The sequence below is a fragment of the Bradyrhizobium sp. SZCCHNS30572 genome, from assembly GCF_032484415.1.
In the GTDB taxonomy this organism is placed as follows: Bacteria; Pseudomonadota; Alphaproteobacteria; order Rhizobiales; family Xanthobacteraceae; genus Bradyrhizobium.
Genome location: NZ_JAUESY010000002.1, coordinates 396,478 through 414,291, shown reverse-complemented (window position 1 = coordinate 414,291; position 17,814 = coordinate 396,478). Strand labels below are relative to the sequence as shown.

General features: G+C 65.6%; 18 protein-coding genes. 6 read left to right on the top strand and 12 right to left on the bottom strand.

Features of this window, described 5'->3' with window-relative positions; all coding sequences use genetic code 11:
- Window position 1 precedes the first annotated feature (1 nt).
- Together QX048_RS06885 and QX048_RS06880 are read left to right on the top strand one after the other, a co-directional pair.
- A complete protein-coding gene (locus QX048_RS06885; protein WP_316200398.1) occupies window positions 2-397 on the top strand; it encodes a hypothetical protein in 396 nt (131 codons plus the stop codon).
- A complete protein-coding gene (locus QX048_RS06880; RefSeq protein WP_316200397.1) occupies window positions 394-1,830 on the top strand; it encodes a hypothetical protein in 1,437 nt (478 codons plus the stop codon). The genes QX048_RS06885 and QX048_RS06880 overlap by 4 nt, the downstream gene beginning before the upstream one ends.
- A 6-nt stretch (window positions 1,831-1,836) precedes the next feature.
- On the opposite strand, the gene QX048_RS06875 is transcribed toward QX048_RS06880, so the two are convergent.
- The 3 genes from QX048_RS06875 to QX048_RS06865 all read right to left on the bottom strand — a co-directional run bounded on the left by QX048_RS06875 (window position 1,837) and on the right by QX048_RS06865 (window position 6,491).
- Window positions 1,837-3,882 (bottom strand): acyltransferase family protein, encoded by a 2,046-nt coding sequence (locus QX048_RS06875; RefSeq protein WP_316200396.1) that lies wholly within the window; start codon window positions 3,880-3,882, stop codon window positions 1,837-1,839.
- Between the two features lie 545 nt (window positions 3,883-4,427).
- Window positions 4,428-5,168 (bottom strand): metallophosphoesterase family protein, encoded by a 741-nt coding sequence (locus tag QX048_RS06870; protein WP_315827518.1) that lies wholly within the window; start codon window positions 5,166-5,168, stop codon window positions 4,428-4,430.
- 417 nt (window positions 5,169-5,585) lie between these two features.
- Entirely contained in the window at window positions 5,586-6,491 is a 906-nt protein-coding gene (locus QX048_RS06865; RefSeq protein WP_315827517.1) for a LysR family transcriptional regulator, read from the bottom strand.
- 95 nt (window positions 6,492-6,586) lie between these two features.
- On the opposite strand from QX048_RS06865, the gene styA reads away from it, so the two are divergent.
- Both styA and QX048_RS06855 read left to right on the top strand, forming a co-directional pair.
- A complete protein-coding gene (gene styA / locus QX048_RS06860) occupies window positions 6,587-7,834 on the top strand; it encodes a styrene monooxygenase subunit StyA (protein ID WP_315827516.1) in 1,248 nt (415 codons plus the stop codon).
- Between the two features lie 23 nt (window positions 7,835-7,857).
- Window positions 7,858-8,385, top strand: a complete 528-nt coding sequence (locus QX048_RS06855) for a flavin reductase family protein (protein WP_315827515.1) — start codon at window positions 7,858-7,860, stop codon at window positions 8,383-8,385.
- Between the two features lie 431 nt (window positions 8,386-8,816).
- Here the strand turns inward: QX048_RS06855 and QX048_RS06850 are convergent, their stop codons facing one another.
- The gene (locus QX048_RS06850; RefSeq protein ID WP_315750987.1) at window positions 8,817-9,059 is read right to left on the bottom strand and encodes an aldo/keto reductase; all 243 of its coding nucleotides are present in this window, start codon (window positions 9,057-9,059) and stop codon (window positions 8,817-8,819) included.
- A 78-nt stretch (window positions 9,060-9,137) separates the two neighbouring features.
- Between QX048_RS06850 and xth the strand changes: the two genes are divergently transcribed.
- Together xth and bla are read left to right on the top strand one after the other, a co-directional pair.
- Window positions 9,138-9,929, top strand: a complete 792-nt coding sequence (gene xth, locus QX048_RS06845) for an exodeoxyribonuclease III (protein WP_315711692.1) — start codon at window positions 9,138-9,140, stop codon at window positions 9,927-9,929.
- A gap of 14 nt (window positions 9,930-9,943) precedes the next feature.
- Window positions 9,944-10,813, top strand: a complete 870-nt coding sequence (gene bla, locus QX048_RS06840) for a class A beta-lactamase (protein ID WP_315827514.1) — start codon at window positions 9,944-9,946, stop codon at window positions 10,811-10,813.
- Here the strand turns inward: bla and QX048_RS06835 are convergent.
- The 8 genes from QX048_RS06835 to QX048_RS06800 all read right to left on the bottom strand — a co-directional run bounded on the left by QX048_RS06835 (window position 10,768) and on the right by QX048_RS06800 (window position 17,770).
- Window positions 10,768-11,607: an urease accessory protein UreD gene (locus tag QX048_RS06835; protein ID WP_315827513.1), complete on the bottom strand. Its 840-nt coding sequence runs from the start codon at window positions 11,605-11,607 to the stop codon at window positions 10,768-10,770. The genes bla and QX048_RS06835 overlap by 46 nt on opposite strands.
- The gene (gene ureG, locus QX048_RS06830; RefSeq protein ID WP_315827512.1) at window positions 11,604-12,248 is read right to left on the bottom strand and encodes an urease accessory protein UreG; all 645 of its coding nucleotides are present in this window, start codon (window positions 12,246-12,248) and stop codon (window positions 11,604-11,606) included. The genes QX048_RS06835 and ureG overlap by 4 nt, the downstream gene beginning before the upstream one ends.
- Window positions 12,245-13,951, bottom strand: a complete 1,707-nt coding sequence (ureC, locus tag QX048_RS06825; protein ID WP_315827511.1) for an urease subunit alpha — start codon at window positions 13,949-13,951, stop codon at window positions 12,245-12,247. The genes ureG and ureC overlap by 4 nt, the downstream gene beginning before the upstream one ends.
- A gap of 4 nt (window positions 13,952-13,955) precedes the next feature.
- Complete coding sequence (gene ureB / locus QX048_RS06820; RefSeq protein ID WP_315711684.1) at window positions 13,956-14,654, bottom strand: urease subunit beta; 699 nt, start codon at window positions 14,652-14,654, stop codon at window positions 13,956-13,958.
- A 16-nt stretch (window positions 14,655-14,670) separates the two neighbouring features.
- Window positions 14,671-15,348: an urease accessory protein UreF gene (locus QX048_RS06815; RefSeq protein WP_315827510.1), complete on the bottom strand. Its 678-nt coding sequence runs from the start codon at window positions 15,346-15,348 to the stop codon at window positions 14,671-14,673.
- Entirely contained in the window at window positions 15,341-15,790 is a 450-nt protein-coding gene (ureE, locus tag QX048_RS06810; RefSeq protein ID WP_315827509.1) for an urease accessory protein UreE, read from the bottom strand. The genes QX048_RS06815 and ureE overlap by 8 nt, the downstream gene beginning before the upstream one ends.
- Before the next feature lie 163 nt (window positions 15,791-15,953).
- Window positions 15,954-16,256: a putative quinol monooxygenase gene (locus QX048_RS06805; RefSeq protein WP_257164995.1), complete on the bottom strand. Its 303-nt coding sequence runs from the start codon at window positions 16,254-16,256 to the stop codon at window positions 15,954-15,956.
- The gene (locus QX048_RS06800; protein ID WP_315827508.1) at window positions 16,256-17,770 is read right to left on the bottom strand and encodes an amidase; all 1,515 of its coding nucleotides are present in this window, start codon (window positions 17,768-17,770) and stop codon (window positions 16,256-16,258) included. Before QX048_RS06800 ends, QX048_RS06805 begins: the two co-directional genes overlap by 1 nt.
- Between the last annotated feature and the right edge of the window lie 44 nt (window positions 17,771-17,814).

Sequence of the window (17,814 nt, the reverse complement as noted above, 5' to 3'; positions counted from 1 at the left end):
AATGGGTCAACCTCTCTTTATCGTCACCCCGCAGATCTGGCGCGTCCAGATCGTCGCGGCCAATACCAACCTCGACGGGACCGGCACGCTGCTGTCACTGGCCAGCGGCAACGCCGCGCCTGGCTCGCGGATCGACAAGATCAGGATCCAGGGTGTCGGCACCGTCGCCGACGGCATGATCCGCTTTTTCCTGGCGAACAGCGCGGGATCTACCAAGCACCTCATCAAGGAGAGGGAAGTCAAAGCGACAGCGCCTACCGGCACCGTCCGAGGGTTCGAGGATGAATGGACCCTGCAGGAAGGGTTGACCCTTCCTGACCAGACCTGGTCGGTTCTGGTCGGCACCCACGCCGGGAACACGTTCAACATCTTCGGCTTTGGCGGAAACCTCGGATGACCAACAGAGCAGGATCGCTTCCCTTCGCTTCGAACCCGCAGCCCCTGCATCGCTGGGGCGGCACTCTCGCGTCAACGCTTGAGCTGGCGATCCACGCGCTCGGGGACGCCTATTGGGTCGACGGAAACGGCACCTTGCGCGGCCTGCCGAGCTGGCCCAAGGGCCCGCCGATTCATCTGTACATTATCGGCAGCCCGACCTTCGTTCACTCCTCCAAGCTTCTGATGCCGGGCGGGCAGAGCTACACCTTCTCGCCGGGCGATTCCTGCTGGCTGCTGCCACTCGGCGACGGCGTGTGGCGGGTCATTTCGATCGATTCCGCCGCGCTCGGTCCGGGAGCCGCCGGATGGCGTAACAGACAGACGCCGGGTAAAACGGCCGCTTCTCCTGTCGTCACGGGCGACGCTGGGTCGACATTGCATGTCGGAAACAACGCGTTCTTCGAGCTGACGTTCGGTGCTGCGTCGAACTACCCGTCCTATTTCTCAGTCATGATCCGCAACACCGATACCTATTCCGGGATCGGTACCGGGCGCGGCAAGCGGATCAATCTGAACGGCACGAAGTTCATTCTTTATCCGGGTCAAAATGTGCTCGTCTTCGTCGCTGACGATGGATCCGGACCGACGTGGGACTGGTCACCGAAGAAGCAGCGGTGGGTGCAAGGAAATGTCTTTGCCTGCGTCGACAGCGGCGGCGGTGCTCTCGGCACGGTGGATGGCTTAGCGACGGGGGCTGGCGCATTCTCACAACTCCAAGACGCTGCGTCATTCATTTGGTACGGTCTGGATATGGCCGGCAGCAGCGCCACGATCTATCCGACTGGCGGTCAGACGTTCGTTCAGTCCCTCAGCTTGGGAGGACAACCGGTCGGCTCGAATGTCGTCTACCTCAAGGGGAACGGCGGGCAAGCGACCATGCTCGGCTCGAACGGCACCGATCTGGTGTCAGTTGGCGACAACGCCGAGCTGATCATTCAGGACATGTACCTTTTGTCCCAAAACAACACGTTTGGGAAAGCTGTTCTCAAGATGCACGGCAATGGGCTCATCGACACCTTTTCGGGGGTGACGATTCAGGGCGGTGGCGCGAACGATGTCGGCGTTTACCTCGACAACGGCGCCTGCATCTTCGCCATCTTCAACACCCTGACGTTCACCAACACGTTCAAGAACGTCATTCGGACTGATCGCGGTGGGCAGATATCGCTGGGCCCCGGCATGCAGCCGTCCGGCGCTCTCGCCATCACGAACTTCATGGAACTATATGGGCCAGGGTTCACAACAGTCGGATCGGCGATCACGGGCAATGCTGCGGCCTGGGGGACGCCAGGAAACATCATCGTCGATAAAGGTCATTCCTTTAACTACAATAGCACGGCGCTCCCTGCTGGCATCACAGTCGGCAGTACCAGGGGCGCCTATGCGTACTAGTTTGGCTCACTTCTCAATGCGCTCCGCGATCAATGGAGCAAGCTGTCGGCGCGCAAGCCAAACCGAGGCGTGGGGCCGTAAGTGCACGGTGTCCGCAGTGATCAGGCCCTCCTTCGGATCGTTGCCGAGGTAGCTCATGCAGCCTTCCGAGTTGCAGAACGGCTTCATCTCGTCGACGAATTCGAATGGCTCATCGGGCTGCAGTTGCGACTGGAACGTCTTCGTGAAGGTCATGAGTTCGTCGTCGAGGTGGCCTTGGATATAGCGAGGAACGTTGGGCCAATAGTTGTCGAGCACAACCTTGTAGAGGAACGGCTTCCAGTGCGGTCGCTGTCCGAGGACGAGCACATGCTTGACGCCGTAGCCCTTTACGGTCCTGGCAAACCGGCGAATGTAGGCGATGTCGAACGAGTTGTTCGACGACAGCAGCAGAACCTTTGGGGGATCTGCCTTGATACGTTGCAGCGCGAAGTAGTTCGCCATATGACAGTGGTGGGTATCGGTGATGCGCTCGATCACCTCGCTCACTTGGCAGCCAGAACTCCAGATCAGGAGAAGGGAGATGTTCTTCGGAAGAACTTCTCGGAGGCCATAGTAGAGGTCGGACGCATTGGAGTCGCCGATGATCATGACGGTCTGATCGGAATGCCGCGTGTAGCAGCTCGGATCGATAGCAGCACGTGGCGCGATGGTTGGGATCTTGGCGTCCCATGCGTAAAAATTGCATTGGTCCTGCGAGATGTATTTGATGTACTCCGATTGGAGGCGTGGCGACCCGACATCGAAATAGGCAGCATAGGCGGCCTTGTCTTGGTCGAGGCGGCCCGGAAAGCCGTTGCTGGCAACACTCACAACCCCGAAGACGCCGATCGCAATCATGGCGGTCAAAAGCGCGGGCACCAGCGCTCTCCTCGCCTTGCCGAACCGGAGCGGCTTTTCCACGAAGTGGTAGGTCAGCCAGGCCAACGCGATCGATGCACCGATGATCGCAACCAGCACCTGCGGCGGCGGTGGAACGCTGCCGTAGTGGATCCGCGCGAAGGTCAGCAGCGGCCAGTGCCAGAGGTAGAGCGGATAGCTGATCAATCCAATCCAGACCATGGCGGAGCTGGACAAAACCCAGCGATTGAGCCAGGCGGCTGGGCCGGCGAGAATGAGAAGATAGGCGCCGGTCACCGGCAACAGAGCCCACCAGCCGGGAAACTCATGTCGACGGGTCAACACGACGGTCGAGACGAGGACCAGGGCCATGCCCAGGGTCGACAGCACGTGGCGATAGGCGCGCTCGGGATCAACGCCGGGTTCAAAAAGGATGGCAGCGAGGCCCCTGGCGATCATGCGCTCGGTCCAGACCGCGGCGCGTGGGGCAAACAGTGTCAGGTTTGCGAGGCTCGCGCCTGCAGCGAGCTCCCACAGCCGAGATACCGGCGAGTAAAACGCGGCAACCGGGTCCGTGGAGGTCGCCTTGATTCCGTAGGCAAGGGATCCCACAAGGATGGCCGCGATCAGCACGAAGCGGTTGAGGCGGACGTACCAGGCGAGCAGCATGAGCGCTGGCCAGACAAGGTAGAACTGTTCCTCGACGCCGAGCGACCACAGGTGCAGCAGGACCTTGGTGTCGGAGGCAACATCGAAATAGCTTGCTTCCTGCCAGAGTGCGAGGTTGGCGATGAACCCAGCGCCGGCGGCGGTGTGCTTGCCAAGCCGCGCGAAGTCATCCGCCCAGAGCACAAAGGCGCCGGCGACGAGGCAGAAGGAGAGCACGACGATCAAAGCCGGGAATATGCGGCGCACACGGCGGGCATAGAAGTTCAGCAACGTGAAGCGTTCGGCGGCGAGATCGCTCAGGATGATCTTCGTGATCAGGTACCCCGAGATCACAAAGAAGATGTCGACGCCGACGAATCCGCTGCGGAGCGTTTGTGGAAAGGCGTGAAAGATGACCACGGACAACACGGCGACGGCGCGCAGGCCGTCTATGTCCGGTCGATACTCGGTCGCATGGGCCGCGATGCCGCTGTCGGCCGCGCCGCGTCTCTCAGTGCCGTGCATTTCGGATGGCCCCCCAGCCAAGCCAACCGGCAATCGCCAGTAAGGCGATTGAGTTTACCATCACAACCAGTGGGGAGTCGACATTTCCCGGAATGGAACCCGGTCGCCGGCCCGGTTTCCGGGGTGACATTTGAACCTGCGCGGGGTGACATTTGAAATTGCGCGCTACACGTCGGGAGACCAGGACCATGCGATTTCGGCGTGCGCCCTGTGCCGTTCGTCCGCACGGCATCACGCCATGCTGCGGCCCACGACGCCCATCGCATCCCACCCCGCGTGTCGTGACGATCGCGATACGCCCCTCGTGCCGGGGCGGGACGGCGACATAGGAGCATGAATTCTGCAAAAGCGAAACCACGATATTTTTCGCACCGGGACTGGACAGGGCAAATCAGCTTGAAGGCGCTCGTGAAATCAATCTCTCGGCGCACGCTATTCGACGCCGGCTGCGCCCAATTGGCATCGCCAACATGGGTCATGCGGTGGATCGATTTGCCCGACGTGCACGCGGGATCGCAATCACCACGTCGTTGTTCGCTGATCCCTCACAGCACCGCGCCGGAGGCGTAGGCACTGGCCCAATGCGGAAAACCGTTTTCGGCGGCACGCGCCGCCGCGTGATCCCAGTCATAGGTCAGCGCCAGCAGCTCGGCCTGCCAATGTCCGCGTCGCTCGGTCAGAACCGCATAGCGCGCGTGCGGCGAGCGATGTTCGAGCTGGGCTGCGATCGGGATGTCGCCGAACACCGGGCAGCCGACGCTGCCGGGGTTGATCACCAGCGGCCCACGGGGCACCTGCACCACCGCCTGCCGATGGCTGTGGCCGCACAGCACCAGCGTGGCGCCGCCGATGTTGGTGAGCCGTGAGATGAGCACGTCGCGACGCGCCGGGACGTAGCGGCCATCGTCCAGCATCTCTTCGAGCAGGAGGGCACAGTCATCGTCTGGCGTGCCATGCACAGCGAGGATGCCATGCTCCAGCGCGATCCGCGCCGGCAGGGCATGCAACACACGGCGCTGTTCAGCGGTCAGCGCGACCTGCGCGAAGCGGCCGGCCGGCGACAACTTCTCCTCCGGCCATTCCTCGATCCAGCGGTCATGATTGCCGCGCACCGTGGGCAGCGTCACGGATTGCAGCAGATCGAACGTCTCCCGCGGCCACAGCGGGCTGGTCACGCAGTCGCCAAGATTGACCGTGGCGTCGACACCGCGCATCTTGATGTCCGCGAACACCGCCTCCAGCGCCGGCAGATTGCCATGCACGTCGGAAATCACAGCCAGCCGCATTGTCGCCCCCTCGCAGTCCCGTCTCTCTTCAGTCGCTTGAGGTAGAACTCTAGCATCCTCGTCATTGCGAGCGAAGCGAAGCAACCCAGAGTCCTTGGCGGCCCTGGATTGCTTCGCTTCGCTCGCAACGACGGTGGAGACGCCGGATGGACTAAAGCGCGGCGCCTCCTCGCTCCGTCTATACTGCAGCGGAGGCGGTGGCCTCGGCGCTCACGACGCTGAGGCGTCGCTGCGCGTCTTCAGCTCCCATGCAGCCACATCCTCCCCGTCATGCCCCCGCAGGCGGGCATCCAGTACGCCGCGGTCCATCGGTATCGCCACAACCGCCTCGGCGCACTGGATCACCCGGTCGAGCCGGGCGAAGACAGTCGCGTTTGTCGCGAGGGCACTGCTCCCTTGGTGGTTGCGAAAATTCCCTCACTGCAGCGCCCCGATCGCGAACACATCCGCGCGCTCGATGATCAGGTCGCGGAACAGGCGGGCGCGGTGCGACATCCATTGCGGGTCGGGATAGACGACGTGAAGCGGCAGCGACGGAACGTCGTAGTCGGGTAGCAGATGGATGAGCCTGCCTGACGCAATGTGTTGAACCGCGCACCAGTCCGGCAGCACGGCGGCGCCGAGGCCTTCCAGCGCCGCCAGGGTCATGATGTCGGCGTCGTCGCAGGTGAGCGAGGGCGTGATGCCGACGACGTGGCGGCCGGTTTCGGATTCGAGGCTCCACTCGTTCTTCGGCGACAGCCGCGAATAGGTCACGCAGGGGAGCTGGCGCAGATCATTGGGCAACCGCGGCGGGCGGTGTCTTGCGAGCAGCGATGGCGCCGCAACCAGCAGCCGCTTGACCGTGCCGACGCGGCGCGCGACCAGCGAGCTGGAGCTGAGCACGCCGATGCGGATGGCGAGCTCCGTCCCGGTCTCCACGAGGTCGACGAACTGCTCGGTGAAGCGGATGTCGAGCCGCACCTCGGGATAACGGCGGCCATATTCGGCGAAGACGTCGCTGAAGAAATGGCGGCCGAACGAGGTCGGCACCGTCATCCGCAAGGTGCCCGAGGGCGCGCCGACGCGCTTCGGCGACGGCATGCCCGCGCTCTCGAACAAGCTGACGATGTCCTTGGCGAGCTTGAGGACGCGATCGGCCTCGGCGGTCGGCCGGAGCTTGCGCGTGGTGCGGACGAACAGGCGACAGCCGAACTGCTCCTCCAATAGCGCGATGCGCTTGGTGATCGCCGGCTGTCCCAGGCCCAGATCGGCCGCGGCCTGGGTGAAGCTGCCGGCTTCCATGACGCGGATGAAGGTCTGCAGCGCGTCGATCCGGTCCATCCATTCCTCCCCGGAATGAGTTTTATTCTCGTCATTCCGTATACGTCAGGAGGCGGGCCGGTCTAGCCTCTCAAAAAATCAAACGGAGGGAGACCATGGAGAAGTCGATTGGCATCGTCGGGGCCGGCATCGGCGGGCTGCACCTGGCGCTGTATCTGCAGAAGAAAGGCATCCAGGCCACGGTTCTGACCGACCGCGAGCCGGAACAGTATGCTGCAACGCGGTTGATGAACACGGTGGCCCATCACGGCATCACCGTGGCGCGCGAGAACGAGCTCGGCGTGAACCACTGGGACAGTCCCGAATTCGTCTATCACCACCACGATCACTACTTCAATTTCCCCGGCAGCCCCCTGCTCTTTCGCGGGGCCTTCAAGCAGCCGAGCCGCGCGGTCGACTACCGGATCTACCTGCCGGCGCTGATGAAGGATTTCGAGGACCGCGGCGGCGCGATCGAATATGCCAGCATCCAGGACGACGACATTCCGGCGCTGGTGGCGCGCTTCGACCTGCTGGTGGTCTCGACCGGCAAGGGCGCGCTGGGGCGGATGTTCAGCCACCGGCCGGAGCTGTCGCCCTACAACCAGCCGCAGCGCCTGCTCTGCGTCGGCCTCTATGACGGCGTCGACCACGGCAGCCCCGAGGGCGACGATCCGCGCGGCGTGACGCTGTCGGTCTCTCCGGGCCATGGCGAGATGATCGTGATTCCGACGCTCACCTTCGGCGGCATGAAGACGGCGCTGCTGATGGAGAACATTCCCGGCGGTGACATGGCCGAGCTGGTGTCGCTCAACTACGACGCCGATCCCTCAGCCTTCCGGCAGACGCTGCTCGACAAGCTGGAGAAGCACCATCCGCACACCTACAACCGGATCGACACGCACCGCTTCGATCTGCAGCCGCTGGACCTCTTGCAGGGCGCCGTGGTGCCGACCGTGCGGCGCTCCTCGGTCAGCTTCGACGACGGCAAGATCGCGATTGCGCTCGGCGACGTGCACTCCGTGGTCGATCCGATGATGGGCCAGGGTGCCAACATGGCCTCCTATGCCGCGTTCGAACTCGGCAAGGCGATCACCGAGGCGGTGGCGTTCGACGACCGCTTCGTCGAGACGGTCGATCGCGCGCGCGAGAACCGCGTGCTCGCCGCGGCGCGCTGGACCAACCTGATGCTGCAGCCGCCGTCGGAGGCGATGGGCCGGCTGATCTTCACCATGGCGCAGGATCGCGGGCTCTGCGACGAGTTCACCGACAATTTCAACTACCCGGAGCGGCAGTGGGACCGGCTGGCGAGCGACCGGCGCATTCATGCCTGGATCGACGAGCGGACGCGGCTCGCGGCGTGAGGCGTGATGACGGAGAGCGGCCGATGAGCCATCATCCGGATGCCGTGGGTTTTCGCGCAGCCGCGTCGCGGTTCTCCACCGGCGTGACCGTCGTCACCAGCAGCGATGGCGACGGCGCGCCGGTCGGCATGACCGCCAACAGTTTCACCACGGTCTCGACGCAGCCGCCGACGGTGCTGGTCTCGCTCAAGCGCGGCCGCACCTGGCAGGCGGTGAGCGCGTCCGGCCGCTATGCGGTGAATGTGCTCGCGGCCGATGATGTCGCGATCGGCCGGCATTTCGCCGGCGCGACCCTCGCACAGGGCGCGCCTGCCTTGGACGCGCGTGACGGCTTCTTCCTGCTGCCGGCGGCCATTGCGCAATTCGGCTGCGAGGTCGTGAACACGGTCGAGATCGCCGACCACACGCTGTTCATCGGCGAGGTCCGCTGGTGCCGCCACCAGGACGGCCTGCCGCTGGCATTCTACGCCAGCCGGTTTCGCAATGGGCTGGGCGCGGAGATAGTGCCAAGCGATGGGCTGGCGTATCCGGCGGAGGGGTGGACGATCTGATCGCGCGGGTGGCCAGTGTCCTTCAAGCCGCCGCTGCTTACCCTCATGGTGAGGAGGCGCGCAGCGCCGTCTCGAACCATGAGGCCGCAGCGTTGGCCTCGCCCTTCGAGACGCCCGTCCGCGGCGGGCTCCTCAGGGTGAGGAGCGAGAGGTTCTCTCTTCAACGAAAATCTGATGCGGTCCGCCGGGACGACTTAGTGAGCCAAACATCGTCACATTGAAGACTGCGGGTCCGGCACAGTCGTGAGGCTCAACCGCCGATCAGTCCGGGGTCGATGCCCCCCGTTGTGGCGGCTCCAGAATGACCGAAGCGCGGCCACGTGACGATCGAACCTAATTTTACGTCCCGTCCGGCGTCGTCGTCAAATGGATCGGCACTGCAGGCACGAGGCCTCAGGCTGATGATCCACAGCAGTTCCGCTCATCCTGGACTAGCGACGCTCGTTCAGCATCGGGAAGCCGCGCCGATGCCAGACCGGATAGGCCGCCGGCGTGTCGTTCGCGGCGTCGAGCGTGGCCACCTGCTCCGCCGTCAGGCTCCAGCCGACCGCGCCGATATTCTCGATCAGCTGGCTCTCGTCGCGGGCGCCGACGATGATGGTCGCGACCGTCGGGCGCTGCAGCAGCCAGTTCAGCGCCACCTGCGGAATGTTGCGCCCGCCTGTGATTCCCACGCCATCCGCCTTGACCGGAGTGGTCGCGGCTTGATCTAACCGGGGCCGTTTCTCCTTCCCCCCGGGAACCTCAAGCCAATGCGTATCGCCACTTGGAACGTCAATTCGGTCCGGCAGCGGATCGATCACCTCCTGACCTGGCTCAAGGAATGCTCCCCGGACATCGTCTGCCTGCAGGAGATCAAGTGCACGGACGACGCATTCCCAAGGCTCGAGATCGAGGCGCTCGGCTACAACGTGGTGACGCACGGCCAGAAGACCTTCAACGGCGTCGCGCTGTTGTCGAAGCTGCCGTTCGACGAAACCAAGTCCGGGCTCGACGGCGATGCCGAGGACGTGCATGCGCGCTTCCTGGAGGGCGTGGTCAGTCTCAAGCACGGCGTGGTGCGCATCGCCTGCCTCTATCTGCCCAACGGCAACCCGCCGAACACGGAAAAATATCCCTACAAGCTCAAATGGATGTCGCGGCTTCGTGACTACGCGCGTGAGCGGCTGAAGACCGAGGAGCCGCTGATCCTCGCAGGTGACTTCAACGTGATCCCCGCTGCCGCCGACGTCTCCAACCCCGAGGCCTGGGTCGAGGACGCGCTGTTTCGCCCGGAGACGCGCGAGAGCTTCCAGTCGCTGCTCGGCCTCGGGCTCACCGACGCGCTGCGCGCCGTCACCGATGCGCCGGGGCAGTACACGTTCTGGGACTATCAGGCCGGCGCCTGGCAGAAGAACGCGGGGATCCGGATCGATCACCTGCTGTTGTCGCCGCAGGCCAGCGACCGGCTGGTCGAGGTCGGCATCGACAGCTATGTCAGGGCCTGGGAGAAGCCGTCGGATCACGTGCCGGTGTGGGCCGATTTCGATCTCGAGACGGCGTAACTCGAGGACGGTCCATGACAATCTACACACGGCGGCAATTGTTTCCGCTCGCAATCGTGCCGCTGCTGGCGGCGAAGCCGGTGCTTGCCGCCGACCTGCAGGCCACCATCGCCGGCATCGAAGCCGACAGCGGCGGGCGACTCGGCGTGGCGCTGCTGGACACCGCGAGCGGGGCGCTCAGCGGCCATCGGCTCGACGAGCGTTTCCCGATGTGCAGCACCTTCAAGGCGCTGCTGGCGGGCGCGATCCTCACCAAGGTCGATGCCGGCACCGAGCAGCTCTCGCGCCGCATTCCCATCGCGCAAGGAGACATCCTGTCCTACGCGCCGGTCACCAAGGCCTATGTGGGGACGTCGGGCCTGTCGGTCGGCGAATTGTGCGAGGCGACCGTGACGCTCAGCGACAACACGGCGGCGAATCTGCTGCTGGCGAGCCTCGGCGGCCCCGCCGGCCTGACCCGCGCCATCCGCGGCTTCGGCGACGCCATCACCCGGCTCGACCGCATCGAGCCTGCGCTCAATGAAAGCGTGCCCGGCGATCCCAGGGACACCACGACGCCCGCGGCGATGGCGCAGACCTTGGCGAAGCTGACGACCGGCACGGCGCTGTCGGCGGCATCGCGCGACATCCTGAATGGCTGGCTGATCGCCTGCAAGACCGGTGGCGCCAAGCTGCGCGCCGGCCTGCCCGGCGAATGGCGCATCGGCGACAAGACCGGCGCGGGCGAGCGCGGCAGCAGCAACGATGTCGCCGTGATCTGGCCGACAGGGCGCGTGCCGGTCGTCGTGAGCAGCTATCTCACCGAGACCAAGGCCAGCGACGACAAGCGCAACGCGGTTCACGCAGCGGTCGGCCGAGCCGTCGCAGGCGCGCTCGGGGCCTGAGCCTCGCGATAGATCGCGGCGATCGCGTCGAATCCGGTGCGCAGCTGGCGCATCTGGCGGCCCGCGAGGCGCACGCCGAGACCGGCGCTCTCCGGCAGCAGGCTTGCCGCGGCGTAGAGGCCGTCGATGCAGGACAGCGCATCGGCGAGACGCTGGCGAAGCGCGGTGAGATCGTTCGTCAGCGGCAGCATCAGCACGGCCGAGCCGAACGCGCGATGACCGTTGAAGACGGCGACATCAGGATCGCGCAGCTGCATGCGGTCGATGAGGAGCGGCGCCTCGCCCGTCCGGCGCACGACGAGCGCGGAGTCGAGCTCGCGGAACAAGCGCCCCTGCCCGACCGGGTCATGCATCGTGAAGGCGTCGGTCACGAGGGCCAAAGCATCGGCGGCGCAGTGCAGTTCGAGCACCTGGCACAAGGCAGCCCCGGGAAACAGAATACGCGGCTCCGGCCGATAATCGAGCCTGGCGCCGGTCTCGACCCGGAGCAGCACCTGCTCCATGGCACGTGCGCCCGGCTCGGCGCGATGGACTGAGGTGGCGCCCTGCGTGGTCACGCAAACGGCTGCACCCGCATGGAGCGTGAAGCGCTGCATCAACCGGTCCTCGCCATGCACCGCGCCACTGCCGGTCTGCAGGATCACGCTGAGCAGGTCCGGCCGCGCAGCATCGGTGTGGAAGCTGCGTGTCAGCACGAACGGCCACGCGAACAGCCGGCGGTCGATCATGGTGCGGCCGCCGCGGCGAACGAAGGAGAGATCGAGCCGCGGCGGCTCTGGGGCTGAAGCGCTCACTTGCGGAACAGCACCTCGCGCTCGAGCAGATCGACGATCGCATCAATACCCTCGCCGCGTCGGCAGTTGGTCAAGAGCACCGGACGGCCGCCGCGCACCTCGGCCGCTTCGCGCCGCATGCGATCGAGATCGACGCCGACATGCGGGGCGAGATCGACCTTGTTGATGACGAGCAGATCGGCGCGGATCACGCCGGGGCCGCGCTTGCGCGGGATGTCGTCGCCGCCGGCGACGTCGATCACGAACATCCAGAAATCGGTGAGGTCGCGCGAGAAGGTCGAGGCGAGATTGTCGCCGCCGCTCTCCAGCAGGATCAGCTCAACGCCGGGAAAGCGCCGCTCCAATTCGTCGGCGGCCTCGATGTTGAGCGTCGGGTCTTCGCGGATCACGGCGTGCGGACAGGCGCCGGCTTCGACCGCCGACACGCGCGCCGGGTCGATCAATCCCGAGCGGCGGACGCGCTCGGCATCCTCGGCGGTGACGAGATCGTTGGTGATGACCGCGATGTCGATGCCGCGCGCCTGCAGCGCCGGGATCAGGCGCTCGACCAGAGCGGTCTTGCCGGAGCCGACCGGGCCGCCGATGCCGACGCGCGCGGCGGTCATCGGCGCATCGGTGCGGGTGAGAGCGAGACGGTTCATCGCAGCATGAACCTCCTCGCGAGCGGCACGGTCGTCGCAGGCGGGCACATCAGCAGCCTGCCGTCGGCACGGACCTCGAAGGTCTGCGGATCGACCTCGACATGCGGCATCGCCGCGTTGCGGACCATGTCGGTCTTGCGCAGCCGGCGCACGTTCTTGATCTGCACGGTCTCACGGCCGAGCCCAAGCTTGGCGCGGATGCCGGCGTCGACCGCGAGCTTCGACATGAAGTTGACGCCGAGCCGCTGTGGCGCTGCGCCGAGCGCACCCCACATCCGCTTCTGGATCATCGGCTCGGAGAGACCCAGACTGCCATTGCCGTCGCCCATCGCGGCCCAGACAGGGAAGCCGTTCTTGATCACCATGTAGGGCTTGAGGCCGAACGAGGCGCGCGGCCACAGCACGAGATCGGCCATCTTGCCGACCTCGATCGAGCCGACGACATGATCGATGCCGACGGCAACAGCGGGATTGATGGTGAGCTTGGCGACGTAGCGCTTGATGCGCTCATTGTCGGCGCGCGCGGTCGTCTCCTCCGGCAGCCGGCCGATGCGGTCCTTCATCACGCTGGCGAGCTGCCAGCATTTGGCGACGTTCTCGGCGAGCCGGCCCATGCCCTGGGTGTCCGTGCCGAAGATCGAGATCGCGCCCATGTCGTGCAGGAAATCCTCGGCCGCCATCGACTGCGCCCGCACCCGCGCCTCGCCGAACATGACGTCTTCGGGCGCGTTGTAGTTGAGCTGATGACAGATCATCGTCATCGGCACGCCCTCCTCCATGCCGTAGGAGGTGTAGGGATTGGTCGGATTGGTGGAGGACGGGATCACGTTGGGCCAGGACACCACCTTGAGCAGATCGGGTGCATGGCCGCCGCCGGCACCCTCGACGTGGTACATGTGGATGGTGCGGCCGTCGACCGCCGCCATCGTGTCCTCGCAGAAGCCGTATTCGTTGATCGAGTCGGTGTGCAGATGCACGGCGAAGTCGTTGCGGTCGGCGGCGATCAGGCTCTTGTCGATGACGTCGGGCGCGGCGCCAAAGTCCTCGTGGATCTTGACCGACATGCCGCCGGCCGCGACCGCCTCCTCGACCGCTTCGGGGTTGGAGCCGCCGCGGCCGAACAGCGCGTAGTTCAGCGGCGAGAACTCGATCGATTTCAGGAAGTGCCCGAAATTCGGCCCCGAGCCGGAGCCGACATCGAACACCGGCCCGGAGCCGTTGCCGATCATCGTCGTGGTGCCGCCGGCCAGCGCATGGTCCGACTGTTCCGGCGAGATCAGATGCGCGTGGCTTTCGATCGCGCCTGACGTGACGATGAAAGGCCCGCCGGCGATCGGCGCTGTGGTGTGGCCCACAACCATGTCCGGATGCACGCCCGGCATGACGTCGGGATTGCCAGCCTTGCCGATGCCGACGATGCGGCCGTCGCGGATGCCGATGTCGGCCTTCACGATGCCGGCGACGGCGTCGACGATGGTGGCGTTCTTGATGACGACGTCGAGGATCTTGTGGGACGACGTGCGGTGGCCGGCGATGGCCTCGCCGTCGCGCAGGTTCTTGCCGGCGCCGACCAGCAGCTCATGGCCGTAGGTCGTGTAGTCGTGCTCGATCTCGGCGAGCAGGCTGGTGTCGGCGAGCCGGATGAGATCGCCCTTGGTGGGGCCATACAGCTCGGCATAGGCGCGGCGGGTCAGCGTGGCCATGAGTTCAAGCTCCCAGATAGCCGCGCGACTGCGCGAGTTTCAGCCCGGTCTCGCGCGCGCCGGCCGCGTCGAGCGGGCCGTTGACGAGTCCGGCCTGGCCGCGCACGATCCGGTCGCCGGTGATCGGCACGAGGCGTACCGATTTGGTGACGCCCGGCTCGAAGCGGACGCCGAGTCCAGCCGGACGATCAATCTTCATGCCCCAGGCGGCGGCACGATCGAACAACAGTGCGCGGTTGACCTCGAAGAAATGGGTGTGGCTGCGCACCTGGATGTCCCGGTCGCCGGTGTTGACGACGTCGAGCGTGACCGCCGGCAGCTCAGTGAACATCGCGATGTCGTCGCCGCCCGCAATGATTTCGCCGGGCACGAACTCGTCACCCGCAGTGCCGTCGGCCGGCTGGATCGGCTCGAACAGCGCCATCACCTTGGTGCCCTCGGCAAACATCAGCTCGACATAGAGCATCGGGATCATCTGGGCGACGCCGGGCTCGACGTCGTCGGTCGTGAGCAGCCGTCCCGCCATGTCGCGGATCTCGGCATAGGGCAAATTGCGGCGTGCCGCGGTCATCACCTCGTCGGTGATGTAGGCCACCGCCTCCGGATGGCTGAGCCTGATGCCGAGCAAGCGGTTGCGCCGCGCCATCTGCGCGGCGTTGAAGATCACGAGACGATCCATCTCGGTCGGCGACAGGTTCATCATGGCGCGGCACCTCTGGTCAGGTCGTGAACATGCGCACGTGCCGCAGCGGACCGCGCGACACGGCGATGTCGATGAAGGGCGTGAAGCTCGACGGCATCGCGTCGTCGTCGGGTGTGTCGTGGAGCAGATCAGCGAGCCGTGCGCGGGCAAGCGCGAGGCTGCGCTGCGACTCAATGTGGCCGATCAGGCCGAGCCGCACGGCGGCGCTGACGAGGCCGGCGACGAGGGTCCAGCCGGAGACCAGTTCGGCCGCGTCGAGGCCAAGGCCGGCATCGCGGCCGGTGATGGCTTGTACCACCGGCAGATGTCCGAGCCGCGCATCGGCAGAAACGCGGGCACGGTACGCCTGAGATAACGGACCGGCGAGCTTGACCCAGACGCCGAGCACCGCCCTGCCCGCGCGCCGCGAGCCCTCGCGCATCTCGGCCGACGGCGTCGTCGCCTCGGCGAGGCGATCCACGGCGGCGATCGCGGCAATGTCATCGGCGTGCCAGGCGCGGCGGAGCAGGATGCGATCCATGCTAGCCCAGCGCTGCGCGAGGTGATCGGCAATAACGCCGTCGAGGTCGGCGCGACCGGACAGCAGGCCGTCGGCCGCGAGGCCTTCGATGCCCCAGGAGAACGCAAAGCCGCCGGCGGGAAAGGCACTGTCGCCGAGCTGCAGCAGCGCGAGCGCCTCGCCGCGGTCAAACATGATCGCGCTCCATGACCTCGCCGGCATCGAGCAGCGGCTGGATGCGGGCGCGATAGGTGTCGAGCGGGGCATCGAGCAGCACGATCAGATGATCGTCTTCGAAGCGGACGCGCCAGTGCAGGTTGCCGGCGTGCCAGCCGAGCTTCAGCGCACAGGCCGGATCGCGCGCGCGCAGGTGCCAGACCTGCTCCTCACCGAAGCGGGCGATGATCGCGCGATCGGAATCGAGATGCAGCAGCGCACCGTCGACGAGCTGTTCGTCGCGATCGAGGCTGACGGCGCAGTCGGTGCCGCGATCGGTGGTCAGCCGGAAGCGCCTGCGGCCGGCGTCCTCCGGCGGCACGAACAACAGCTCGATGCCGCCGCGATGCTCCAGCGCGTGGAGTTTTCCGGCATAAGCCCTGTCGTCGGCGCGTCCTATGATGCCGTGCAAACGGAGCATCGGCGTGATTTCCTCTCGTTGACGTCATCACTGTCATTCCGGGGCAGCCCGCCAGGGCTGAACCCGGATCTCGAGATTCTCAGGTGCGCAATTGCGCACCATAGTTCGATGCTGTCGCATCGCCCCGGAATGACTGTGGAGACGGTTGGTACCTCCCAGCGCACTACCGCAGCGTCGCCGACACCTCCTGCGACGTCACGAGAATGACCTCGCCGTCGAGGATCGGCTTGGCGATGCCGAAGAACGTCGCCACCGCGGCGGAGCCGTTGTGGCGGTCCATCGCGGCCTTGTCGGCGAAGCGCTCGTAGGTCGTGAACAGACCGGGCTCGGTCTCGCTCTGCGAGATGAAGAACCCGATCGTCTCCGGCTCGTTGGCCGCGACATGAGCCGCGACGGCGACGAGGGCGTCGCGCATCGTGGCCTCGTGTCCCGCCTTGGCCCTGATGACCGCGGTGATGGTGATCATCAGAAGGTCTTCCAGTCGCCGTCGGCCTCGAACGCCGCCGCCGCCTGGTAGATGGTGGATTCGGCGTAGTCCTTGCCGATCAGCATCAGGCCAACCGGCAGGCCGTCCGAGAGGCCGCACGGCAGGGTCATCGCCGGATGACCTGTCACGTCGAACGGGCTGGTCGTCGCGGTCATCTCGAAGGCGCGCTGCACCACCTCGGCGAGCGGCGCATCCTTGGCCGGGATCGGCGTGGCGACGCACGGCAGGGTCGGCATCAGCAGCAGGTCGTAGGAGCCGAACATGGCGTCATAGGCCGCCTTGGCCTGGAGCGCGATGTTGCGCGACTTGGCGTAGTAGCGGCCGCGATAGTGCTCGAGGCCCCACTGGCCGACCAGCATCGTCAGCTTCAACGTCACCGACAGATCGTCGGCGCGCGTGCGCCAGCCGGAATGCGCATCGAGCAGACCGACATCGTAAAGGCCCTTCCAGTTGAACCCCATGCCGTTGCCGAGCATCATCTGCACGAGGAAGCCTTCGAGCGTGATCGGATTCCACGCCGCCAGCGCATGCATGTGTTCGGGGATCGAGACTTCCGACACGCTCGCGCCCATCTTGGCGAAGCGCTCCGCGCCAGCCTTGACCTTGGCGACCACGCCCTCTTCCATGTTGGGCGCGCTGAAGCCTTCCTTGAGGACGCCGATCTTGAGACCCTTGACGCCCTTGCCGAGCGCCTCGGTGTAGGCCGAGACCTTCGGCGCATATTGCCGGGGATCGAGACCGTCGGCGCCGGCCAGCACTTCGAGCAGCAGCGCATTGTCAGCGACCGACTTGGTCATCGGTCCGGTGTGGTCGATCGTCGATTCGATCGGCATCACGCCGGTGTAAGGCACGAGGCCGTGGGTCGCCTTCATGCCGTAGATGCCGCAATAGGACGCTGGAATGCGGATCGAGCCGCCCTGGTCGCCGCCGATCGCCATGTCGACCTCGCCGGCCGCCACCAGCGCGGCGCTGCCCGACGACGAGCCGCCGGCCGAATAGCCCATCTTCCAGGGATTGTGCACCGGCGCGGGATCGGAGGTGTGACTGCCGCCGGACAGGCAGAAGTGCTCGCAGACGGCCTTGCCGACGATGGTGCCGCCGGCATCGAGAATGCGGGAGACGATGGTGGCGTCGGCGGCGGGAATGAAACCTTCGAGCGTGGTCGAGCCGTTCATCATGGGAACGCCGGCGAGCGCGACGTTGTCCTTCAGCACGACGCTCCGGCCGGCGAGCTTGCCGCTGGACGCGCCCTTCACCTCGGTCTTGATCGCCCAGGCGTTGTACTTGTTCTCCTTCGGCGGCGGCTTGGCGCCCGGCGTGCGCGGATATTTGACAGGCGGCAGCGGGTTCGGCAGCTCGTCGATGATATCGTACTGGTCGAACATGCCGCCCATCAGCGACAGATATTCGGCGGCCTCCTCCACCGTCATGTTCATGTGCAGGCTGGCGGCGAGATCGGCGACTTCCTCGGCATTCGGGCGTTTGATGGACATGAGTCATCCTTTCTTGTGAGGACAAGCTGGGCAGAGACAGCAGA